Below are 18,354 nucleotides of genomic sequence, written 5' to 3' on the forward strand. Positions count from 1 at the left end.
GGCGTCGCCAATGTCTCCCCATGTTCATAAATTACCGTACGCGCAAACAAGGAGGGGTTGTTTCCGGATCACCGGAAACAACCCCTCCTTTTGTTAGCGTTTAGGCTGTTGCTGCGGTTTCGTTCTTTGCGCGGCGGCGAGCCACCACTACAGAGGCCGTGCCAGCCACGAGCGCGCCAGCGCCAACCAGGCCCCACAGAATCAGGCTGGAGTCAACACCGGTGTTAGCCAAACCGGTACCACCGGTGTTGGCCAGTCCTGTGCCGCCGGTGTTTGCAAGACCCGCGCCGCTGACTCCTGCAGCAACCACAGTTGCGGTTACAGAGTGGCCGGACGTTGCGCCGACGGCGGTCAGTTGGTACGTTCCTGCCGCGCTCAGTGAGACGTTGGTGGAGAAAGCGCCGGAGCTGTTGGCAACAGCGGTCACCGTGGTGGGTGCCAGGTGAAGAGCGCCTGGTACTGCCATGGCGATGCCATTGCTCGTGCCGGGTGCTGCCGCGCCCTGAGGAGCAGCGGTGAAGGTAATGGTGATGGTGATAGTTTCGCCGGGCGTGAAGCCGGTTCCGGAGAACGTAACGAATCCGCCCACAGTCACGGTTCCGCTAGAGACGGTTCCCGGGGACGGTGCCGGGTAATTTACGGCCATGGCTGGTGCCGAAGCGCCAAGAGCGATGGTGCCCGCAAGCGCGAGCACTGCAAGTGATTTCTTCAATTTTTGTCCCCCTGAGACCTTTGGTACGTGCTTGAGACCTGATACGTAATTCATTGTGATGATGTGATTTCATCCACCACGAACACGTGAACTGAAATCTGAGACCTACCCAAGAGAGAAGGTATCATCCTAAGGGTGCTTACTGCAAAGTAAATCCAAACTCGTTACAAAGGGTTAACCTGCCGTTTAGCCTGCGGCGCCACAGGTTTCCGATTTGGTGGGGAGAACCACCTTGTCGACGGATTCGACGGTTGGCGTGACAACCACTTCGGGCTGGCTATGCTGCACGATTTTTCCGAAGGTGAATTCCACGGTGCTGCTTTGTCCCGGTGCCAGGCGGACGGAGAGTGTGCCAACTGGCCGGTCGTCGTGGCGCTGAGCACCAAAAGCAACGTTCTTCCCATCCTGTGTTGCGGTTTCAACATTGGCCTGGGCGGGACCGTAGGCAATCACATTGCTTTGGGCCGTGCCGGGCGGCACGCCAAAGGCTCCGGCCCCCGTAACATAGGCCGGTAATGAGGTCGCCGCGTCAGCGGGTGCAGTATTGGTGCTCGTGATGCGCACCTTGATGGTCCCGTAACCATCCACAGCCGTGCATTGTTGGATGAGCTGAACGCTGCGTTTCACGTAGTAGTCCATTTTTGCGCCCGTGCCGTCATTGAAGTAGGCGCCGAATTGAGCCGCCGGCACGCTGGGGCCAGAAATGGAGCCGCTGAGCGTGTACTTCGCGAGAACCGACTGTTCTGCCGTGTCCGCGGACCAGAGCAGAACCCTGTGCTCGTCTACGCCTTTCCCGACTCCGGCAAGCAGGCTCTTCGCCTCGCCTTTACCGGAAGACAGAGCCCCGAAGATTTCCTTGGCCACCATCGCAAAGTAGGCGTCTTGCGCCTTCGGATCCTTAATTTGGGCGTAGACGTCGGAGAGCAGCGTTTTTACTACGTTATTGCCGGAGAGTTGGGCAGGCAGTTTCCCTTGAGCAAGCACAAGCATTTGCGGATCTTGGAGGCTAACGGGTCCTGTGGCGTCAAGTATGTAGCCAAGCGCTACCGGGTCTATCGAAATGGCTCCGTCCAGCTGTTCACCCTTTTTCTGTTCCCACATTTTCAGTGCTGTGGTCGCGGAAGTAGGGAAATCCGGGGTGAAGTTGACGTCCTGCATGAAAGTACCGAGCCGGTCGGTGTAGATGCGTTGCTGTTCGGGGTCAACGGACACGGGAGGATCGAACACTCCAAGTTCGTTGGCGCTGCTCTCGGTTGAAAGGCTGATTTTGCCTTTGTCCGCGGTCAGCACCGCCAGGGCCCCGGGAATCCCGCCGGTAGCGCGGGCTTCGGCGTTGTTCTGGACGAGTAGCAGGTAGTGCCGAGGCTTGTCGGACCCCAACATCGCCGGGGCAACGCTGGCCGCGTCGGACGCAGTGTTCAGCTCGTCAACGACGGAGTTGAGTTGTTGGCGCGCCTGCGTTAGGGGCCCGGAAATCTGTGGGAGGAGGCTGCTTTCGTCGATACCGTTGAGGCGGTCGGCCGAGACGCGGACGGCGTGTGCGGCGGATGCAACGGCTGGAGCCGCGTTCCGGATCGGTTCCAGGTCAGTGCCGCTGACGCTGGGCATCAGCTTGTTCCAGTCCACAGAGTCGTACACCTTGACTAAAGGAGACACACCTAGCGTCGCGACGTCGTCTGCTGAGCGTGCAATCTCTGCGGTGGCGGAGAAGTTTGCGCCCAGCCATGGGGTCGCAGAGGCCAGAGACCAGAGAGGATCGGACGCGGCTTCGCGCGCGGCCGCGGTATGGCTACGTAGCTGGTCTACGGCCGAAGACGCCTCATCAGGACGGTTCTGCAGCAAGCTCTCCTTGAGTTTGGGAACCAACTGGGTGGCTGCCTCGAGCTCTGTCTTGATCGTGGAGGCCTTCGCTCCGAGCCAAAGGACAGCCGCTCCACCGAACAGCAGAAGGGCCGCTGTGCAAATGCTCACAGTGAGTACCCGCCGACGGCCGCTGCGGGGAGGGCGGTCGCGTGCCGGCGGGGACAACTCGGGTTCGTCCGGGATGGCCTTTGATTGTTTATTGTCGGTCATAGTTATGGCCTTCCGAGTCCGCGCTGGTTAGTAAGCGCCATGGCTGCCGAGGACGGCACGGGCCGTGCGGAGCAAAATGATGAGGTCCCCGGCCAAAGACCAGTTTTCCACGTAGTAGAGATCCAGACGTACAGAGTCCTGCCAGGAAAGATTGGATCTGCCGCTAACCTGCCAGAGTCCTGTCACCCCTGGCTTGACTAGAAGTCGCCGGCGAACATCCTGTTCGTAAACCTCCACTTCCTTCGGCAAAGGAGGTCGGGGGCCTACAAGGCTCATGGAGCCGACTAGGACGTTGAACAGTTGAGGAAGCTCATCCAGACTGTACCTGCGGAGGAAGCCACCTATTCGAGTAATGCGCGGATCGTTCCTGATCTTGAAGAGAAGCCCGTGGCCTTCATTCCGGTGAGTGAGCTCAGAGAGCCTTGCCTCTGCATCGACCACCATGGAACGGAATTTGATCATCTTGAAATGAGAGCCTTCAAACCCGACCCGTTCCTGCCGGAATAGGACGGGCCCAGGACTGTCCAGTTTGACGAGCAGGGCGATGACCGCCAATAGGGGGGAAAGCAGCCCTATCAGCCCCGCGGCAACGACGAGGTCGAACAGCCGTTTGGCAACGCGCTGCCCGGCCTCGAGCGTCGGAGTGGTGACGTGGATAAGCGGCAGCCCAGCAACTTGTTGTGTGTGAATGCGGGGTCCCGCGATGTCAGTCAGGGCCGGGGCCATTATGAGCCCGATGTTGCGGTCTGCCAATTCCCATCCGAGCTGGCGTATGGTTGTCGGGTGCAGTTGTACCCCGGCTGTCACCGCGACGGCATCGGCTTCGCATCGCTCAATGGCGTCAAGAATTGCATGCGTTTCCGATTCATGGCCGAGCACCGGCAACCCGATGCTGGTCAACTCGTGCGAGAGAGACGAGTCACCGGGTGTGTACGCCGCAACGGGCATGTAGCCCGCGTGCTTCTCGCGGACCAGCGTTGCGGCCAGATGGACTATTGCACTGGGACCACCAAGCAGCATGAGCCGGGACATGCGTCGTCCCTTTTGCCGATGGACGCTCAGATGCTGGCGAAGGAGCCAGCGTGCCAGCAGCAGGCCCCCAAGTCCTGCCGGTAGGGCGATCCCGACGTATCCCCGGGCGGTTTCGACGCGAAACAGGTAGGAAAAGATGGCAACAAATCCGAACAGCCAAAGGGACGCAGCCGCTACGCGCTTATACTCGTCGGGGCCTGAGCCGAGGATCCGGCTCTGTCTAGTACTCCATGCGCCAAGCATGAGCCACCAGGTCATGGCCAAGAGCATCGACAGCCAAACGTAGCTTGAATCCTGTCCGGAAATCGTAAAGCTTGAGTCCAGTCCGAACCTGATGCAGTAGGCACCAGCCACGGCCCAAACAATCACAAAACCGTCAACGATCCTAAGCGTGCGGGAGGTCCGCACGCGCCAATCAGACCTAGTTTCCACTAAGTTCATCCCCAAATAAAGTTGTTGTTCGAGTCGCCAGAGGAAACCCCGACCAACAATACATTTGGGCCACGGCTAACAGGAATATTTCGGATCCAATTAATCCGTGAAGTGGCCGAACCAGTAGCGACGATGGACGCGATACCCCTCAATTCTGGGTTCGTGAATGACGCAGAGGACCAACCACACTCAACCCAGTTGGCCGGGAGTTTCCCCAAGGCGAGACAGAATTTTTCGCGGGCGACATCATGATGAACGACGATTGCCCGCTCCTTACCCCGACAGTCAGCGGTTGTCGCTGGTGCAGAAGAACGCTCCGGGCAGCCAGTACAAGCTTCCATTTGAACCAATCAGCGGAACAGTGCTTGTCACCACGATCACCCCGCGTCACCTACAGGCAGCCAAGTTCCGCCGATTTCGACCGCGCTGCCCCTGGTCAAAGGAACCAAGGATCACCCTTGAAGCCGGTACAATCAACTCGAATCTAGCAGTTTGTTCTTGCGGCGTGCCAACTCGGTCGACCGCCAACACAGGGGGACGCAAGTCTTGGATCTTCACGACTATCTTCGGATCGTACGCCGCAACTGGGTCCTCATCGTGGCTACAACCCTGTTGGGGGTGTTAGTTGGGGGTGGCGCTTCCGTTCTGATCGTTCCGACCTACTACGCCAATACCGAACTGTTTGTCGCCATTCAAAATTCGGGTTCAGTTCAAGAACTTCAGCAGGGCAACTCTTTTAGCCAAGCTCGAGTGCAGTCCTATGTGAAGACAGTCCAGTCGCCAGTAGTCCTGCAGCCAGCGATTGATTCGCTTGGACTTACTACAACATCCGAGCAACTCGCTAAGCGTGTTACGGCAAAAAACGATGTCAATACAGTCCTAATTGACATTTCAGTTGCCGATGAGTCGCCAGCGCAGGCCGCAGCGATAGCTGAAGCGATCGCAAAGAGCTTGGTTCGGGCCGTTGACACGTTGGAAAAGCCTAAGACCGGGGGGGCCTCTCCTGTAAGTCTTTCGATCATTACCCCAGCGACCGTACCTGGCAGTCCAACGACTCCCAATACTCGGCTAAACCTACTAATAGGTCTAGCCGTGGGGCTAGCAATTGGTTTGGCGGCGGCGGTACTCCGTTCGACATTCGACAGTCGGATTCGGGGCGAAGTCGACCTGCGACAAGTAACGGAGAGCCCGCTGTTAGGCGGAATAGCACAGGATCCAGGAGCTGCAAAATCACCGCTGGTGACTCGAGATGGGCCACAGAGTCCGCGGGCAGAGTCATTCCGGCAGCTCCGAACTAACCTTCGATTCGCGAATGTTTCCGGTCATTCCAAAACAATTATGGTGACGTCGTCAATTCCTGGCGAGGGAAAAAGCCACACGGCGGCAAACCTTGCTATCTCTCTCGCTCAGGGCGGGCAAAGCGTTTGTCTTATTGACGCCGATCTTCGACGCCCTAGGATCAATGAATACATGGGGCTGGATCGTAACGCCGGCCTCACAACAGCTCTGATCGGGCTGGCAGACGTGAATGACCTCCTGCAGCCCTGGGGTGAAGACAATCTGTTCGTACTAACTTCGGGCCAAATGCCCCCGAATCCAAGCGAACTTTTGGGTTCTATCGACATGAAATCGCTTGTTAGCCGATTGGAAGACACGTTTGACGTCGTCGTCATTGATACACCACCTATTCTCCCAGTCACCGATGCGACAGTCCTGGCCCAGCATGTGGGGGGCACGATCGTGGTCGTAGGCACGGGAACAACCAGGCGCAATGAGCTCGAGAGGTCTTTGACGGCGCTCAAGCTGGTTGAAGCGAATATCCTCGGCATCGTGATGAACAAGCTCCCGTCAAAAGGACCCGACTCATACACGTATTCATATACAACTAACGGCGCAAAAAAAGCTTCGAAGAAGCAGTTGTTTGATGAGAATTTCGAAATGCTGGAGTATGAAGGCAGTACAAACCCGGATCCGGAGGAGTTACGATTTGGCGTGAATGGGACCATTGAAAACCTCGTCGTCGATGCGGACTCAATGGATAGTACGAGAAAGAGATTTCCTAAGGAACGCGTTCGACGCGCCCTCAATGAGTGACGCGCAGTAGTCAGCAGTGTTCCAATTTTGTATATCCGACTTCAGGGCTTAGGCAGCGCAATTCTTTGAGACTACGGGGGACGATTGAGAATCTGTTTATCCACACGGGAACTGATTTGGGGCGGTGGCGAGACTTTCCTTCGTGATCTTGGCGACGAATTCGAATCGCGCGGAATTGAAGTAGTGTGGCGAGTCGAGCCTAATAGTGCGTTGGCACAGCACATCGCACCAGAGAAGATTGTCAAACGTCGAAGCAGCGTAGTTTGCGATCTTCTGATTGCTAATGATTTTCGATCAGTCTGGCAATCTCTATTATTCGATGGTCCTCGTAAGAGGCTTTTCGTCGGGCATGGTCAATGGCAATTCAGTAAAAGTCGAGTTTCGTTGCTTGACCTAATGAATATTCCGACCTTCGTTGTAAGCCAGCCGGTTGCTCAGTATGCGATCGAAAGTGGTTTGAAAAAAAGGCCAACGGTTCTTCCGCTAGGGCCCAAGAAGGCGTGCCGGACTACCCATGTTGATTTGGACAGCTTGTCGTTGAACCGACCTGGTGGCTTGGTTTTTGGGACCGTTTCGCGACTTGATCCGATCAAGAGACTCGACCTGTTTGCCAGAGCGACGCAAGAACTTGGCGTCCACGGAATCATGATTGTTCCGGAGCCGACTTCGGTGGAGGAGCATGGAATCATTGATTTGCTCGCGAGTTTCGAGAATATTGAGATCCGAAAGAATGCCAGTGCGGATGCCATTTGGGGGGATATTGATATCTTTCTGAGTACCTCAGCCGCGGAATCACTTGGGCTAGCGCACCTTGAAGCTCTTATAAATGGGGTCCCCGTTATCTCAACTGCGAGTCACGGCCCCTCCGACTTCATGCTGGGCGAGCTCCGCGCTGGCTGGATTCCTGATACGGATGAGAACCAGATTTCAGAGGCGGTAGCCCGTTCCATTTCTTCGATTCAGGCTGCTGCTGGTGGCTATTGGTCGGCGGCGCGATCGATACTTCGAGACCGAGGTATTGCTCGATGTGCGGATCTTCTTTTGGGAGAATGATGAACTTACTTTGGATTTGCCAGGGCTTTGAGGAAACGTTTGCCCTGGGCGCATTAGTCCGTCGTCGGGGATTTGAGTCAGCATTTAGATCGGACGGCGTAAATTTCATTTCAGTCATACTTCGACGGAGGTCCTTCGCCCTACTTGAGCTGTTGAGCGTGCAGGGTAGAAGGACCGCTGACGGATCCGTATTAGGTGATGAGATTCGATCCTGTGACGCGATAGTAATTGAGGGCTTGGCGACTGCGGTCGCCTGTATAAGGAGAGTTAGGACCACCTTTAGTGGCCCGATTCATGTTGACGTTTGTGATAGTTGGATCCAACTGAGCAGCGTGGGTTTGGGTTCTGGATCTACGGTCCGCGCCGTCGTCGTTAGGCGCCTTAAGCTACTGGCCGCTAAGGCGGCGCTAAAATTTGTAAGCAATCTCGCCGATTCGGTTTCTTACATTTCTAAACGGGACTTGTCGGCGGATGAGGACTATATTTCACCTGCGGTAGCGAGATTTGTGATTCCCAACGGAGCCCCCATTTTTGAATTTACCGGCAAAGGGAAATGGAATCCAATCGGACCGCTGGTCGTCGTTGGGGATTGGGCCTATCCCCCCAATCGTCAAATGCTCCAAGAGACCATTCGTTGGTACATGCAATGCCTCACGCAAAAGGATATGTCTGGGCTGAACATAGTTGGTCCGAATCTTGTTGATGATATTCAGGTCCACGAATCGATAAACGTTATTGGATGGGTTGACGACATTACGACTGCCTATTCAGGAGTGAGTGCAGCGCTTGCTTTTGTATCTTCCGGGGCAGGTGTCAAGAACAAAGTGCTTGAGCCGTTGTCATTCGGCATTCCGGTCATTGCTACCAATGAGGCAATGAATGGGATTGATTGCGACGATTCGATGGTTCTTGAATATCGAGAGAATCTTGCAGTGTCCGAAGTGGATGCGTGGCTCGCTGGAGTTTCCAAGTATGGAGCTCGCGCCTTCATCGCACCCTCTTGGCAGCAAAACCTAGGGCCACTGTTATCCCATCTCGAGAGGCACAAATGATCGTTCTGACTGCTTTCGAGGCGGTGCCAGGCGCAGGAACTGAGGCGGGATTGGCATGGAATTGGGCACGCGCTTATGTTGCTGCGGGCCATGATGTAACGGTCCTAGCAAGCCGCCCGGCTGATGCTGACACTCCAGGAGAGACCTGGCGAGAGGCCGGGATCCGAGTCGAGTACTTGGGCGAATCGGTCCACGCAAGAATCCCTCAGTCTCCAGTCGATTTCATTTTGCGTTCGCGAGATTTTAGACGATGGACTACTGCCTGCGCGAATTGGCTGACTGTTAACGCAGACGCGATCACATCTGTTCACCATGTCAGCTGGGGTTCAGTGCGACTGCGGCCGCCCTTAACGAGGGTAAGGGAGCAAATCCCGACCATCTGGGGGCCGCTTGGCGGAGGGCAGTTGCCTAGGTTTTCCGGTCTCCTGCGGCGGAGTTTCGTTCATGAATTCTTTCGGACTTTGACCTTCCCGTTGGGGTGGTGGATGAGGAGGGTTGATTTTTCAGTCGGCCGGAAACCGTCCTTATCACTGGCCACAAACACTGCAACTGAGAAGTTCGTGCGGTCGCTTGGAATTGATGTGGTTCGACCGATGCTTGCGGACGGCATCGATTCGAACTTCATTGTGGAGTCGTCTGACAGGGTGCCTGAGGGTCCTCTTCGTCTTGTCTGGCTTGGACGGATGGTTGCTTCAAAACGCCCGGACATAGCCCTCGGAGTGGTAGCTGAACTAATTTCCCGCGGAGTTCCCGCTATCTTGACAATGATCGGAGATGGTCCGGAACGCGAGTACCTCCTGGCGAAGGCTCGTGAGCTGGGGATCTTGAGCTCAGTCCATTTTGTTGGACGAATTCCGTGGAATCAGACCTTTGACTTCTATGACAGTAGTCATTTTTTACTATTTACAAGCATGCGTGATTCGTCTTGTCCTGCTGTGCTAGAGGCGGCCGCGCGTGGTGTCCCGACTCTCTGTCTTCGCCATCAAGGAGTCGCGAGTCAGGTCCCGGAATCGGTTGCTTTCGGGCCTCGGAGGTTTGGGTCTTCTTCGGAACTTCAGGAGAAGCTTGCCGACCTAGCCGTCGCCTTCACCACCGATTCTGATGCATACAAAGCCGCAGTGAACAGTGCCATCTCATTTGCGTACACACAGACTTGGGCTAAGAAGGTAGCTCTTGTCCTCAATTCGATGGATAGCGTGACAGAGGGGTGAGCGTCGTCAAAATATTCGGAGTGCTAATTCGGTTGGAAGGTGGCGGTGCTGAGCGGAGCGTCGGCCGCATGGTGGATCCACTGGCGAGTCGCGGCATCGCACTCACCCGGTACGCGATTGATCCTGCCTGGCCGGGCGAAGAAGATGATCCTGATAGGACTCTCACCAGTACCCGACTTTCCGGGGTCCGGCGCTTGGTAGTGGCCTCACTCAATTTGGCCCGACTTGTGCGGCAACACCGGCCGGACGTGCTTCATCTTCATTGTGAGGCGCCTGAGATAGTGGGCTTACTCACCCGGATTCTCACGCCTGGACAGCGCTTCGGCTTGGTAGTTACTAATCACTCGATGGGGTCTTGGTCGGGTAGGAGGGCGCTTTTGGGTCACCTTGTTTCTCCTCTGCTAAAGGCGTTCGGAGCCGTGTTCGTCGATTGCTTTCAATCCGATCCTCCAGATGGCAGAGACCCCGTGATCTTCAACCCCATCGGCACATCCGAAGCTCTTAGAGTCACTCAAGGCGATGGTCCGAGGCTAGTCCTTATCGGTCGTCTCATCGAGAGTAAGAGGATTGATGCCGTACTGACTGCGGCTAAGCAGGCTGGCTGGCGTCACGGAATAGTCATTGTAGGGGCGGGCTATGCCCTCGAACCACTTCAGGAGGCTTCCGTGCGCCTAGGGATAGATGCTACGTTCACGGGACATCAAAGTGATCCATGGGCTTCGGTCCGGAGCACGGATATTTTTGTGACAGCGAGCGCATTTGAGGGCGAGCCATTGACCCTTATTGAGGCAATACAGCGCGAACTGCCAGTTTTAGCCAGCGATATTCCTGGGCACGTGCGAGTTTTGGGAGATCATGCTGGTATTTTCCGAAATGAACCTGAGCTGGTCGAAATATTGGCGCAGATCATTTCCGAACCTGGGCTAGCTACGAAATACAAGTTGGCATCGCGGAAGACTCATCAAATATTGGCGGATCGGGATCCAGAAAATATTGCAAGTCAGTGGGAATCTATATACTCGGGCACCCTGAGAACATCACGAAAATTTCGCTCAAAGGACGCCCGTTGACTCAGTGTTATTCCTGGAATAATTATGGCAACCTTGGGGACGATTGGATAGGTGAAGTTAGCAGGCAGTACTTTGACAATCCTGTTGGGGTTAGAGAAGTACGTAGCATGAATCCACTTTGGCTCGGAAGACACCGGCTTGTTCGGGAGGACCAGCATATGGCTAAAGGGAAGTTGGTTTTTTGGGGTGGCGGATGGATTGCTGGCGACCGACCGGAGTCCAAGACCATACGAAACTGGGTGCGCCACCTGAATGGGCCGATTAAGGAGGTCTTGGGTGTAGGACTTGGAATTGGGCCGTTCTTGAACTCGACGAAACGTCATCAGAGCGACATCGATCACTTCTTCGGGAAACTTTCCGGAAGAATCAGTGTCAGAACATCCACGGATCTCGAGCATATCCCTAACGGCCATTCAGCGATTCTCGGCTGCGATGTTGCACTCTTAGACAAACGATTCTATGGAGACCCCTCCTACTCAGGGAGCCAGAGTGATTATGTAATCTTTTCGTTCCCATCATATTCTTCCCACTGGGTTGCCTCGAGGCCATGGATGACAGAGCGTTGGTACTTGGACTATGTCCGGAACCTTGCTGAAGATGTCCGTCGGGAAAATCGGATCGTGTTTGCAGAATTTGACGAGGTTCGTGGTTCGATCAGCGATAGTTCATATTGGTCTCATTTGCCGGCAAAGGTCGTTCGTCTCAAATCAATGGATGAAGCGACCGCTCTCTTTAGCAACGCTAAGGCGGTTTATGCTGGCCGCCTACACGCGGCAATTTTGGGGGCGGTCATTGGTAATCCGACGCTAGCTCTCGCTTATCATCATAAGTTCGGTGTTACGGCGGAACTGGGTATTCCTAGTATGGGGCTCACACGCGAGCCAACGAATCTTGGCGCACCAGTGTCGGCGGACCTGTCCATTCTGGATAGGGTGCGGCAGCGAGGGCTGGTAGGACTTACTGAGGTCGGAGTGCTGTCGGCAAATGATTCTTGAGCATGATTCCGTAAATTCGGCACCCAGACGTTCCGTTCCAGAGAAGCTTGCGAGAGCCGGCATGGTGCTGGTTAGTACCTCAATTTGCGTCCCAGGGTTCATGGTGTCATTCCCCCAGGTGGCTTCTCTGTCGACAGTCACCATAGCCGTATTCGTCGCGGGTATCGTGCTTCTCATGGCTGCTTTTGTTACAGCCTGGAGCGAAGGCCTCGTCCCTCATAGGCGGCCGTGGTTCGTAGTACTGGCCCTGGCGACAGAGTCCCTTTTGCCTTTTGTAAGCCCCGACGTGAGCTATCCGGGCCAGAACGCTCAGTGGGTACTCGCGCACGTAGCTCTAATTGCAATGATTTTTTGCGCCCAGTTCTTCTCTCCTCAATTTATAGGTGGAATATTGCGTGCCGGGCTCATGGGTAGCCTTCTCACTCTTTTGGGTGGGGCAAATGCGCTCTCCGTTGATGAGCGAAGTTTGTTCCTTCTTGATGGAAGGCTGAGAGGCGTCTACGGACACCCAAATATTACAGGTATGGTTGCAGTGATTGCCCTGTTGCTTGCAATTGGGAACTCTCGATGGAAGAAAGTTGATGTGGTGCTTTCGGTCGCGGTGATTGCGTCGGCGGTTTCACTAACGTCACTGGTCGCTGCCGCGCTCGGACTCGCAGCCTGGTCCTTGCGGTCTCTGCTCGCGCGCAGAATTGCTTGGGTTGTTGGTCTTGCCTCCTTATTTGTTCCAGCGTTGGCGGTTGTCATGCTGGGCCCGCGCTTAGACCCGGCTCTGCTGACTGGGCGGGCGGCGGCGTGGGAGTGGGTACTCGGGCTTCAGATTCCTGTGGTTTCTGGACTAGGTATAGGTTTGTTTGATTCCCTAGGTGCGGGTAAGTTTGTGCAGTGGTTCCATGCGCATAATCAATTCATCATGGATTTTTCGACCGGCGGCCTGCCCCTTGCCGGCCTGACTCTGGGCATATTGGCTGTTCTAGGGTTCTGGGCGGCCTCGACACGGGATAGACGCCCGTTTGTCATGTGGTTCGTGCTGATTCTGCAGTGTTTTACGGAAGTGCCGCTCTGGCTTGGCTATCCAAATGGAACCCTGCTTTCAACCTCAATTATCATCTTGCTCATACTTGGGCTCGAAGTAAACCTTTCCAAGTCTCAAACTGGATTGCGAACCCAATCGTTGTCCACTACAGGTCGGCGGTAAACAGAATGAGGCATTTGTCCACCAATGCACCTAAGCGATCTGGGGTGTCGGGTGCAGCATCCTACGTTACCGGCATACTTCTATCGACCGGATCAACATATCTGTTATTTGTCTGCTTTTCTTTCAACTCTCCCCCAGCGGCTGTTGGCGGGTTTGCACTCTGGGCGAGTTGCGTGGCGGTCATTTTGCAATTTATCGATGGTGTTTCTGCGCAGCGGATCGCTCAAGTTCGATCGGAATTGGCGAGTTATGCTGAAGACGTCAGTCGGGGTGTTAATTACACGAACCGCGGGCGTTTGCTGATACTGCTTATTGTTGCCGTACCCATAGGCGCAATCGCGTTCAATTTTTCCCCCAGCCTTGGGTTGGGTTTGTTCACAATTTTGGTTGGTCAGGGAGCATACTCCTTCTGTCTGAGCGCCAGGATCTTCGATCCGACTCCCGGGTCGCTGTTGCGGTTGCAAGTAGTAAATTGTATTGTCTATTGTTTAGCGGCAGCCGCGGTCTGGGTGATCCCCGTCGACTTTACTTCTGATGAGTTGCTGCTCATTAGTGGTTGCGCATCTCTTTTTTCGGCGATTCCTTTTATTGTTCGTGACATTATTGATCGGTCATCGATATCGCTGGCGGTTAGCGATGAATTCAGATTGATTTACATATCGGACAAATGGACTCATCTTGGCGCGCTGTGTGCTTATCAAGCCGTTAATGCGTGCGGGACTGCGGTGGACACACTTCTAACTGGGTTGGGTGGCCTTCAGACGGCCGCAGACTATCAGCTTATTAAGAGGCCAATGCTGGCGCTGGGTAGCCTGAACATAGCATTGGGCCAATATTCAATGAACAGATATTCGCTCCAAGGAACTGCTGGTTGGAAGCGTTCGCTGTGGTTTATCTCGCCTGTGATGGTAATCTGGCCGACCTTCGGAGTGATCGGGTTGGTGATTGTCAGTTGGATTACTCCAGCCGGATACCAGCTTTCCTTCGAAGGCGGCATCCTCCTCGCGTTGTCGTTTGCAATTGGAGCTTTGCTGCAGGTCACGGGCACGATAGTTTTGGTTCAAAAGAGGACTGGTGTACTTCTTTTTTCTTCGGTCGTGAGGGTCTTCTTTTTGGTAGGAATTGCTGTCTTTTCGGTTCCCGCGATGGGCGTTGCCGGGATTGCGTTTGCGTTGGTGCTTGCAAATGGTGTGCTTTTAGCTCTCCACCTGATGTTCTTGGCGGCCGGGAAAAGGGGTGGACAGATTACTTCAATACTCCTCGGCGAGGAGGCCGGATCAGCAGATAGTGTGGTGAGCTAATGTCCGTGCCGTTTGCGTTCATAATGCTGTCGCGACTTGTTCACCGGCCTGAACCAGGTTTGTTTTCGATTAGGCGTATCATCATGCCATGAAGGTTTTGGTTACTGGGGGCGCTGGCTACATCGGTTCACACACAACATATTGCCTGCTTCGGGCGGGGCACGAGGTGGTGGTCTTTGACAACCTGGTGAACTCTAGTGCCGCATCATTGGATCGTGTGCAAGATCTGGCGGGTCGATCGATTGACTTCCGTCGCGGGGATCTCCTCGACCCTGATGCCATCGAAAGGGTTCTCGGCGAGGCTGCATTCGACGCCGTCGTGCATTTCGCTGGACTCAAGGCAGTCGGCGAGTCGGTCCAGAATCCATTGATGTACTACCGGAATAACGTCGTGGGAACGCTCAACCTATTGGACGCGATGGAAAACGCTGCTGTTCGGACTTTGGTGTTTAGCTCTTCGGCCACCGTATACGGGGCTTCGAGTGACATGCCGTTGTTGGAAGAGGCGCCGATAAATGCAACGAATCCATATGGGCGTACGAAACAGCAGATCGAGGATATTTTGACCGATCTGACGGCTTCCGACCGAAGATGGAGCGTGGCGCTCCTTCGCTACTTCAATCCGGCTGGCGCCCACGAGTCGGGGCGTATCGGCGAGGATCCACAAGGGGTTCCCAACAATCTCGTGCCATTCGTGGCTCAGGTGGCCGTCGGCCGTCACGAAAAAGTGAGGGTGTTCGGTAAGGACTACCCGACACCGGACGGTACGGGTGTTCGTGACTACATCCACGTCATGGATCTTGCTGAGGGCCATCTTGCTGCCCTGCAATTCCTGAATTCTGCTACCGGCATTTTCCGCTGGAACTTAGGTACTGGCCGCGGCTCGTCTGTGCTTGAAGTAATTCAGAAGTTCAGTGAGGCTGCGGGATGCGCTATACCCCATGAATTCGTGGATAGGCGGCCGGGCGACGCGGCTGTCAGTTACGCTGATCCCTCTGCGGCGTTGGCGGATTTAGGGTGGTCCGCCGACCGCGACCTTGCCCAGATGTGCCATGACCATTGGCGGTGGCAAAAGTCTAATCCGATGGGTTATTCGGAGGCTCTAGGGACTCCGTAGCCCCCAGAGGACACTGACGTCCTACCGCGTATCCAGATCCTCGAACACCAAAAACGTCTGCGTGTCCTGCACCCCTGGCATCGACTGCAGCTGGTCGAAAATGACCCTGCGCAAGTGAATGTTGTCGGTGGCGCGGACCAGTAGGATGACGTCGAAATCGCCTCCCACCAAAGCAATGTGCTGTACTTCTGGGATGAGCCGAAGCTCTTCACGGAGCTCGCGCCAGGAATGCTGTTGCACCTTGAGCGTGACGTAGGCTGATGACTTCAGGCCGGCCTTGATGGGGTCCACCAGCGCGGTGAACTTAGTGAGCACGCCTTCGCCTGTCAGCCGTGAAATTCTCGAGTACGCGTGCGCCCGGCTGATGTGGACATTCTCCGCCACCTGCGTCACCGACATCCGGCCGTCCCGCGTCAGTTCGGCAATGATGTCCCTGTCCACTTGGTCAAGAGGAACCTCTGCCTGATCCGCTTCGACCTCGGCCATTGCACCTCCAATTCGTCCACAGTGTGGGTCCGTTATCCAGCTCACATTTGCAATCTGTCTTCCAGACTAAAGGTTTCTAGCAAGCTTTTCCATGATTCTGGCCAGGGCTGGATACGAAACTTCTCGAGGGAACATACTGGTGACAAATAGTGGATACAGAAGGACGGACCAATGACGATCTCCGCGGACCATGAGGCCCAGGGTCTGGCTGACGCTCGGCCGGACGACACAGAGGCAAACGACCAAGCTTCCGAAGTGCGGCGCAAGTTCGGCATCAGCGTCGAAGACTACATGCTGCCCGCCCGCCACCAGATTCAGATGGTGGATCCCTCTGGCGTGCTCAAGCCTGAAGCCGAGCAGGGCACGGAGCCCGGCCACGAATATCCGATCCCCGGCGATGCCGAACTCATGGCGGCTTACGAACAACTCGTCGTCGGGCGCCGTGTCAATGACCAGAACTCCGCCCTGGTCCGGCAGGGCCGCATGGCTGTTTACCCGTCCAGCCACGGCCAGGAGGCGTGCCAGGTGGCCGCGGCTCTGTGCCTCAGCGAAGGCGACTGGCTGTTCCCCACCTACCGTGACGCCGTAGCGGTTATGTCCAGGGGAGTCGACCCGGTGGAGACCATGACCATCTTCCGCGGTGACTGGCACAGCGGCTACGACCCCACCAAGCACAAGGTGGGTATCCAGTGCACGCCGCTGACCACCCAGCTGCTGCACGCCGTCGGAGTTGCCCATGCCGCCAAACTGCGCGGCGAGGACACCGTGGTGTTGGCAATGTGCGGCGACGGTGCCACCAGCGAAGGGGACTTCCACGAAGCCCTGAACTTCGCAGCGGTCTTCCACCTGCCTGTCATCTTCTTCGTACAGAACAACAAGTACGCGATTTCGGTGCCTCTGAGCCAACAGTCCGTGGCACCGTCGCTGGCGCACAAGGCGGTTGGCTACGGCATGGCCGGTGAGCGCGTTGACGGCAATGACCTGGTCGCGTTGCTCGCAGTGCTGGACCGCGCCGTCAAATTGGCCCGCGAAGGCTCGGGGCCGCTCCTGATCGAGGCCCACACGTACCGCATGCAGGCCCACACCAACGCCGACGACGCCACCCGCTACCGCGAGGACAGCGAAGTGGCCGAGTGGACCGGCAAGGACCCCATCAGCCGCATGACGGCGTACCTCACCGATCGTGGACTGCTCGACGACGACGGTTCCACCCGGATCGCAGCAAAGGCCGAAGCCATTGCGTCGCAGCTTCGCGAAGGCCTGGGTGAGGACGTCCCGGTAGATCCGCAGAACCTCTTCCGTTACGTCTTCTCCACACCCACTCCGCAACTGAAGGAGCAGTCCGCCCTGCTCGCCGACGAACTCGCCCGTGAGGCATCCAGCCGGAAGGAGGCAGGCAAATGAGCCCCGCCGTCACCACATCCTCTGAGGCCACCGAGCACGCCGCAACCGGTGACGTCAGCTCCGCCACCGCCAGTGCGGCAGCCAGCGCAGCAGCAGTCGCTGAAGCTTCCGGTCCGCAGACGGTCACCATGGCCAAGGCGCTCAACACCGCGATGGCGGACGCCATGGAGGCCGATTCTTCCGTTCTGGTATTCGGTGAAGACGTTGGCCGCCTGGGTGGCGTCTTCCGGATCACCGACGGCCTCATGGCCAGGTTCGGAGAACAGCGATGCTTCGACACCCCGTTGGCCGAGTCCGGCATCGTGGGCATGGCCGTCGGCATGGCCATGAATGGAATGCGTCCCGTGATTGAGATGCAGTTCGACGCATTCGCGTACCCTGCCTTCGAACAGATCGTCAGCCACGTCGCCAAGATGCACAACCGGACCAAGGGTGCCGTGAAGCTGCCCATGGTAATCCGCGTCCCATATGCCGGCGGGATCGGCGGTGTAGAGCACCACTGCGACTCGTCCGAGTCCTACTACGCCCACACTGCAGGTCTGAAGGTCTTCACGCCAGCGACCGTAGCGGACGGCTACCGCATGCTCCGCGAGGCCATCGATTCCGACGATCCCGTCATGTTCATGGAACCCAAGAAGCTCTACTGGTCCAAGGACCAGGTGGACCTGGGCGCACTGCGGGCCGAACACGCCACGAACGCTGCGACAGGATCCAGCAGCGAGGGGCGCGCCGCCGTCGCGCGTCCCGGCACTGATGCAACGCTCATCGCCTACGGACCCTCGGTCCCGACCGCACTTGCCGCCGCGGCTGCGGCCGCTGAAGAGGGCCGCTCCCTTGAAGTGATCGATGTCCGTTCGATCGTGCCCTTCGACGACGAAACCGTCTGCGCCTCCGTGCGCAAGACCGGCCGAGCGGTTGTTATCGCTGAGGCTCACGGATTCGCCTCCGTATCCTCCGAGATTGTGGCCCGGGTACAGGAACGTTGCTTCCACTACTTGGCCGCACCCATCCGCCGCGTGACCGGATTCGACGTCCCGTACCCGGCTCCGAAGCTGGAGCACTACTACTTGCCAAGCGTCGACCGCATCCTCGACGCCGTTGACGACCTTCAATGGGAGAACTGA

Annotated in this window: 15 protein-coding genes; 11 read left to right on the plus strand and 4 right to left on the minus strand. The window is 56.4% G+C overall.

The features are described 5' to 3' along the window. Positions 1–100: 100 nt before the first annotated feature. The 3 genes from ABD742_RS02710 to ABD742_RS02720 all read right to left on the minus strand — a co-directional run bounded on the left by ABD742_RS02710 (position 101) and on the right by ABD742_RS02720 (position 4,258). Positions 101–712 (minus strand): LPXTG cell wall anchor domain-containing protein, encoded by a 612-nt coding sequence (locus ABD742_RS02710; RefSeq protein ID WP_234748870.1) that lies wholly within the window; start codon positions 710–712, stop codon positions 101–103. Positions 713–898: 186 nt separating this feature from the next. Continuing rightward, positions 899–2,785 (minus strand): DUF4012 domain-containing protein, encoded by a 1,887-nt coding sequence (locus ABD742_RS02715; RefSeq protein WP_234748871.1) that lies wholly within the window; start codon positions 2,783–2,785, stop codon positions 899–901. A gap of 27 nt (positions 2,786–2,812) precedes the next feature. After that, positions 2,813–4,258 carry a sugar transferase gene (locus ABD742_RS02720; protein WP_234748872.1) on the minus strand — a complete coding sequence of 482 codons (1,446 nt, stop codon included), beginning with the start codon at positions 4,256–4,258 and terminating at the stop codon, positions 2,813–2,815. A 588-nt stretch (positions 4,259–4,846) separates the two neighbouring features. Here ABD742_RS02720 and ABD742_RS02725 point away from each other — a divergent pair. The 9 genes from ABD742_RS02725 to galE all read left to right on the plus strand — a co-directional run bounded on the left by ABD742_RS02725 (position 4,847) and on the right by galE (position 15,340). Next, positions 4,847–6,343, plus strand: coding sequence for a tyrosine-protein kinase domain-containing protein (locus tag ABD742_RS02725; protein WP_425547579.1), 1,497 nt, complete (start codon positions 4,847–4,849; stop codon positions 6,341–6,343). A 210-nt stretch (positions 6,344–6,553) separates the two neighbouring features. Then, positions 6,554–7,396: a glycosyltransferase gene (locus ABD742_RS02730; RefSeq protein WP_234748874.1), complete on the plus strand. Its 843-nt coding sequence runs from the start codon at positions 6,554–6,556 to the stop codon at positions 7,394–7,396. A 338-nt stretch (positions 7,397–7,734) separates the two neighbouring features. Then, a complete protein-coding gene (locus tag ABD742_RS02735) occupies positions 7,735–8,448 on the plus strand; it encodes a glycosyltransferase family 4 protein (protein ID WP_344787128.1) in 714 nt (237 codons plus the stop codon). Between the two features lie 485 nt (positions 8,449–8,933). Beyond that, on the plus strand, positions 8,934–9,659 hold the full coding sequence (locus ABD742_RS02740; protein WP_234748876.1) for a glycosyltransferase: 726 nt from the start codon (positions 8,934–8,936) through the stop codon (positions 9,657–9,659). Between the two features lie 20 nt (positions 9,660–9,679). Continuing rightward, positions 9,680–10,729 (plus strand): glycosyltransferase, encoded by a 1,050-nt coding sequence (locus ABD742_RS02745; RefSeq protein ID WP_308193815.1) that lies wholly within the window; start codon positions 9,680–9,682, stop codon positions 10,727–10,729. Further along, entirely contained in the window at positions 10,663–11,724 is a 1,062-nt protein-coding gene (locus ABD742_RS02750) for a polysaccharide pyruvyl transferase family protein (RefSeq protein ID WP_234748878.1), read from the plus strand. The genes ABD742_RS02745 and ABD742_RS02750 overlap by 67 nt, the downstream gene beginning before the upstream one ends. A 175-nt stretch (positions 11,725–11,899) precedes the next feature. Then, positions 11,900–12,922: a hypothetical protein gene (locus ABD742_RS02755; protein ID WP_234748879.1), complete on the plus strand. Its 1,023-nt coding sequence runs from the start codon at positions 11,900–11,902 to the stop codon at positions 12,920–12,922. A gap of 14 nt (positions 12,923–12,936) precedes the next feature. After that, positions 12,937–14,223: a hypothetical protein gene (locus tag ABD742_RS02760; RefSeq protein ID WP_234748880.1), complete on the plus strand. Its 1,287-nt coding sequence runs from the start codon at positions 12,937–12,939 to the stop codon at positions 14,221–14,223. Positions 14,224–14,311: 88 nt separating this feature from the next. Further along, complete coding sequence (gene galE, locus ABD742_RS02765; RefSeq protein WP_234748881.1) at positions 14,312–15,340, plus strand: UDP-glucose 4-epimerase GalE; 1,029 nt, start codon at positions 14,312–14,314, stop codon at positions 15,338–15,340. A gap of 21 nt (positions 15,341–15,361) precedes the next feature. Here galE and ABD742_RS02770 read toward each other — a convergent pair whose 3' ends face one another. Further along, positions 15,362–15,826 carry an Lrp/AsnC family transcriptional regulator gene (locus ABD742_RS02770; protein ID WP_234748882.1) on the minus strand — a complete coding sequence of 155 codons (465 nt, stop codon included), beginning with the start codon at positions 15,824–15,826 and terminating at the stop codon, positions 15,362–15,364. A gap of 171 nt (positions 15,827–15,997) precedes the next feature. Here ABD742_RS02770 and ABD742_RS02775 point away from each other — a divergent pair, with 171 nt between their 5' ends. Next, a complete protein-coding gene (locus ABD742_RS02775; RefSeq protein ID WP_234748883.1) occupies positions 15,998–17,230 on the plus strand; it encodes a thiamine pyrophosphate-dependent dehydrogenase E1 component subunit alpha in 1,233 nt (410 codons plus the stop codon). Beyond that, positions 17,227–18,354: an alpha-ketoacid dehydrogenase subunit beta gene (locus ABD742_RS02780; protein ID WP_234748884.1), complete on the plus strand. Its 1,128-nt coding sequence runs from the start codon at positions 17,227–17,229 to the stop codon at positions 18,352–18,354. Before ABD742_RS02775 ends, ABD742_RS02780 begins: the two co-directional genes overlap by 4 nt.

Origin of the sequence: Arthrobacter ramosus, assembly GCF_039535095.1 — a bacterium.
GTDB lineage: Bacteria > Actinomycetota > Actinomycetes > Actinomycetales > Micrococcaceae > Arthrobacter > Arthrobacter ramosus.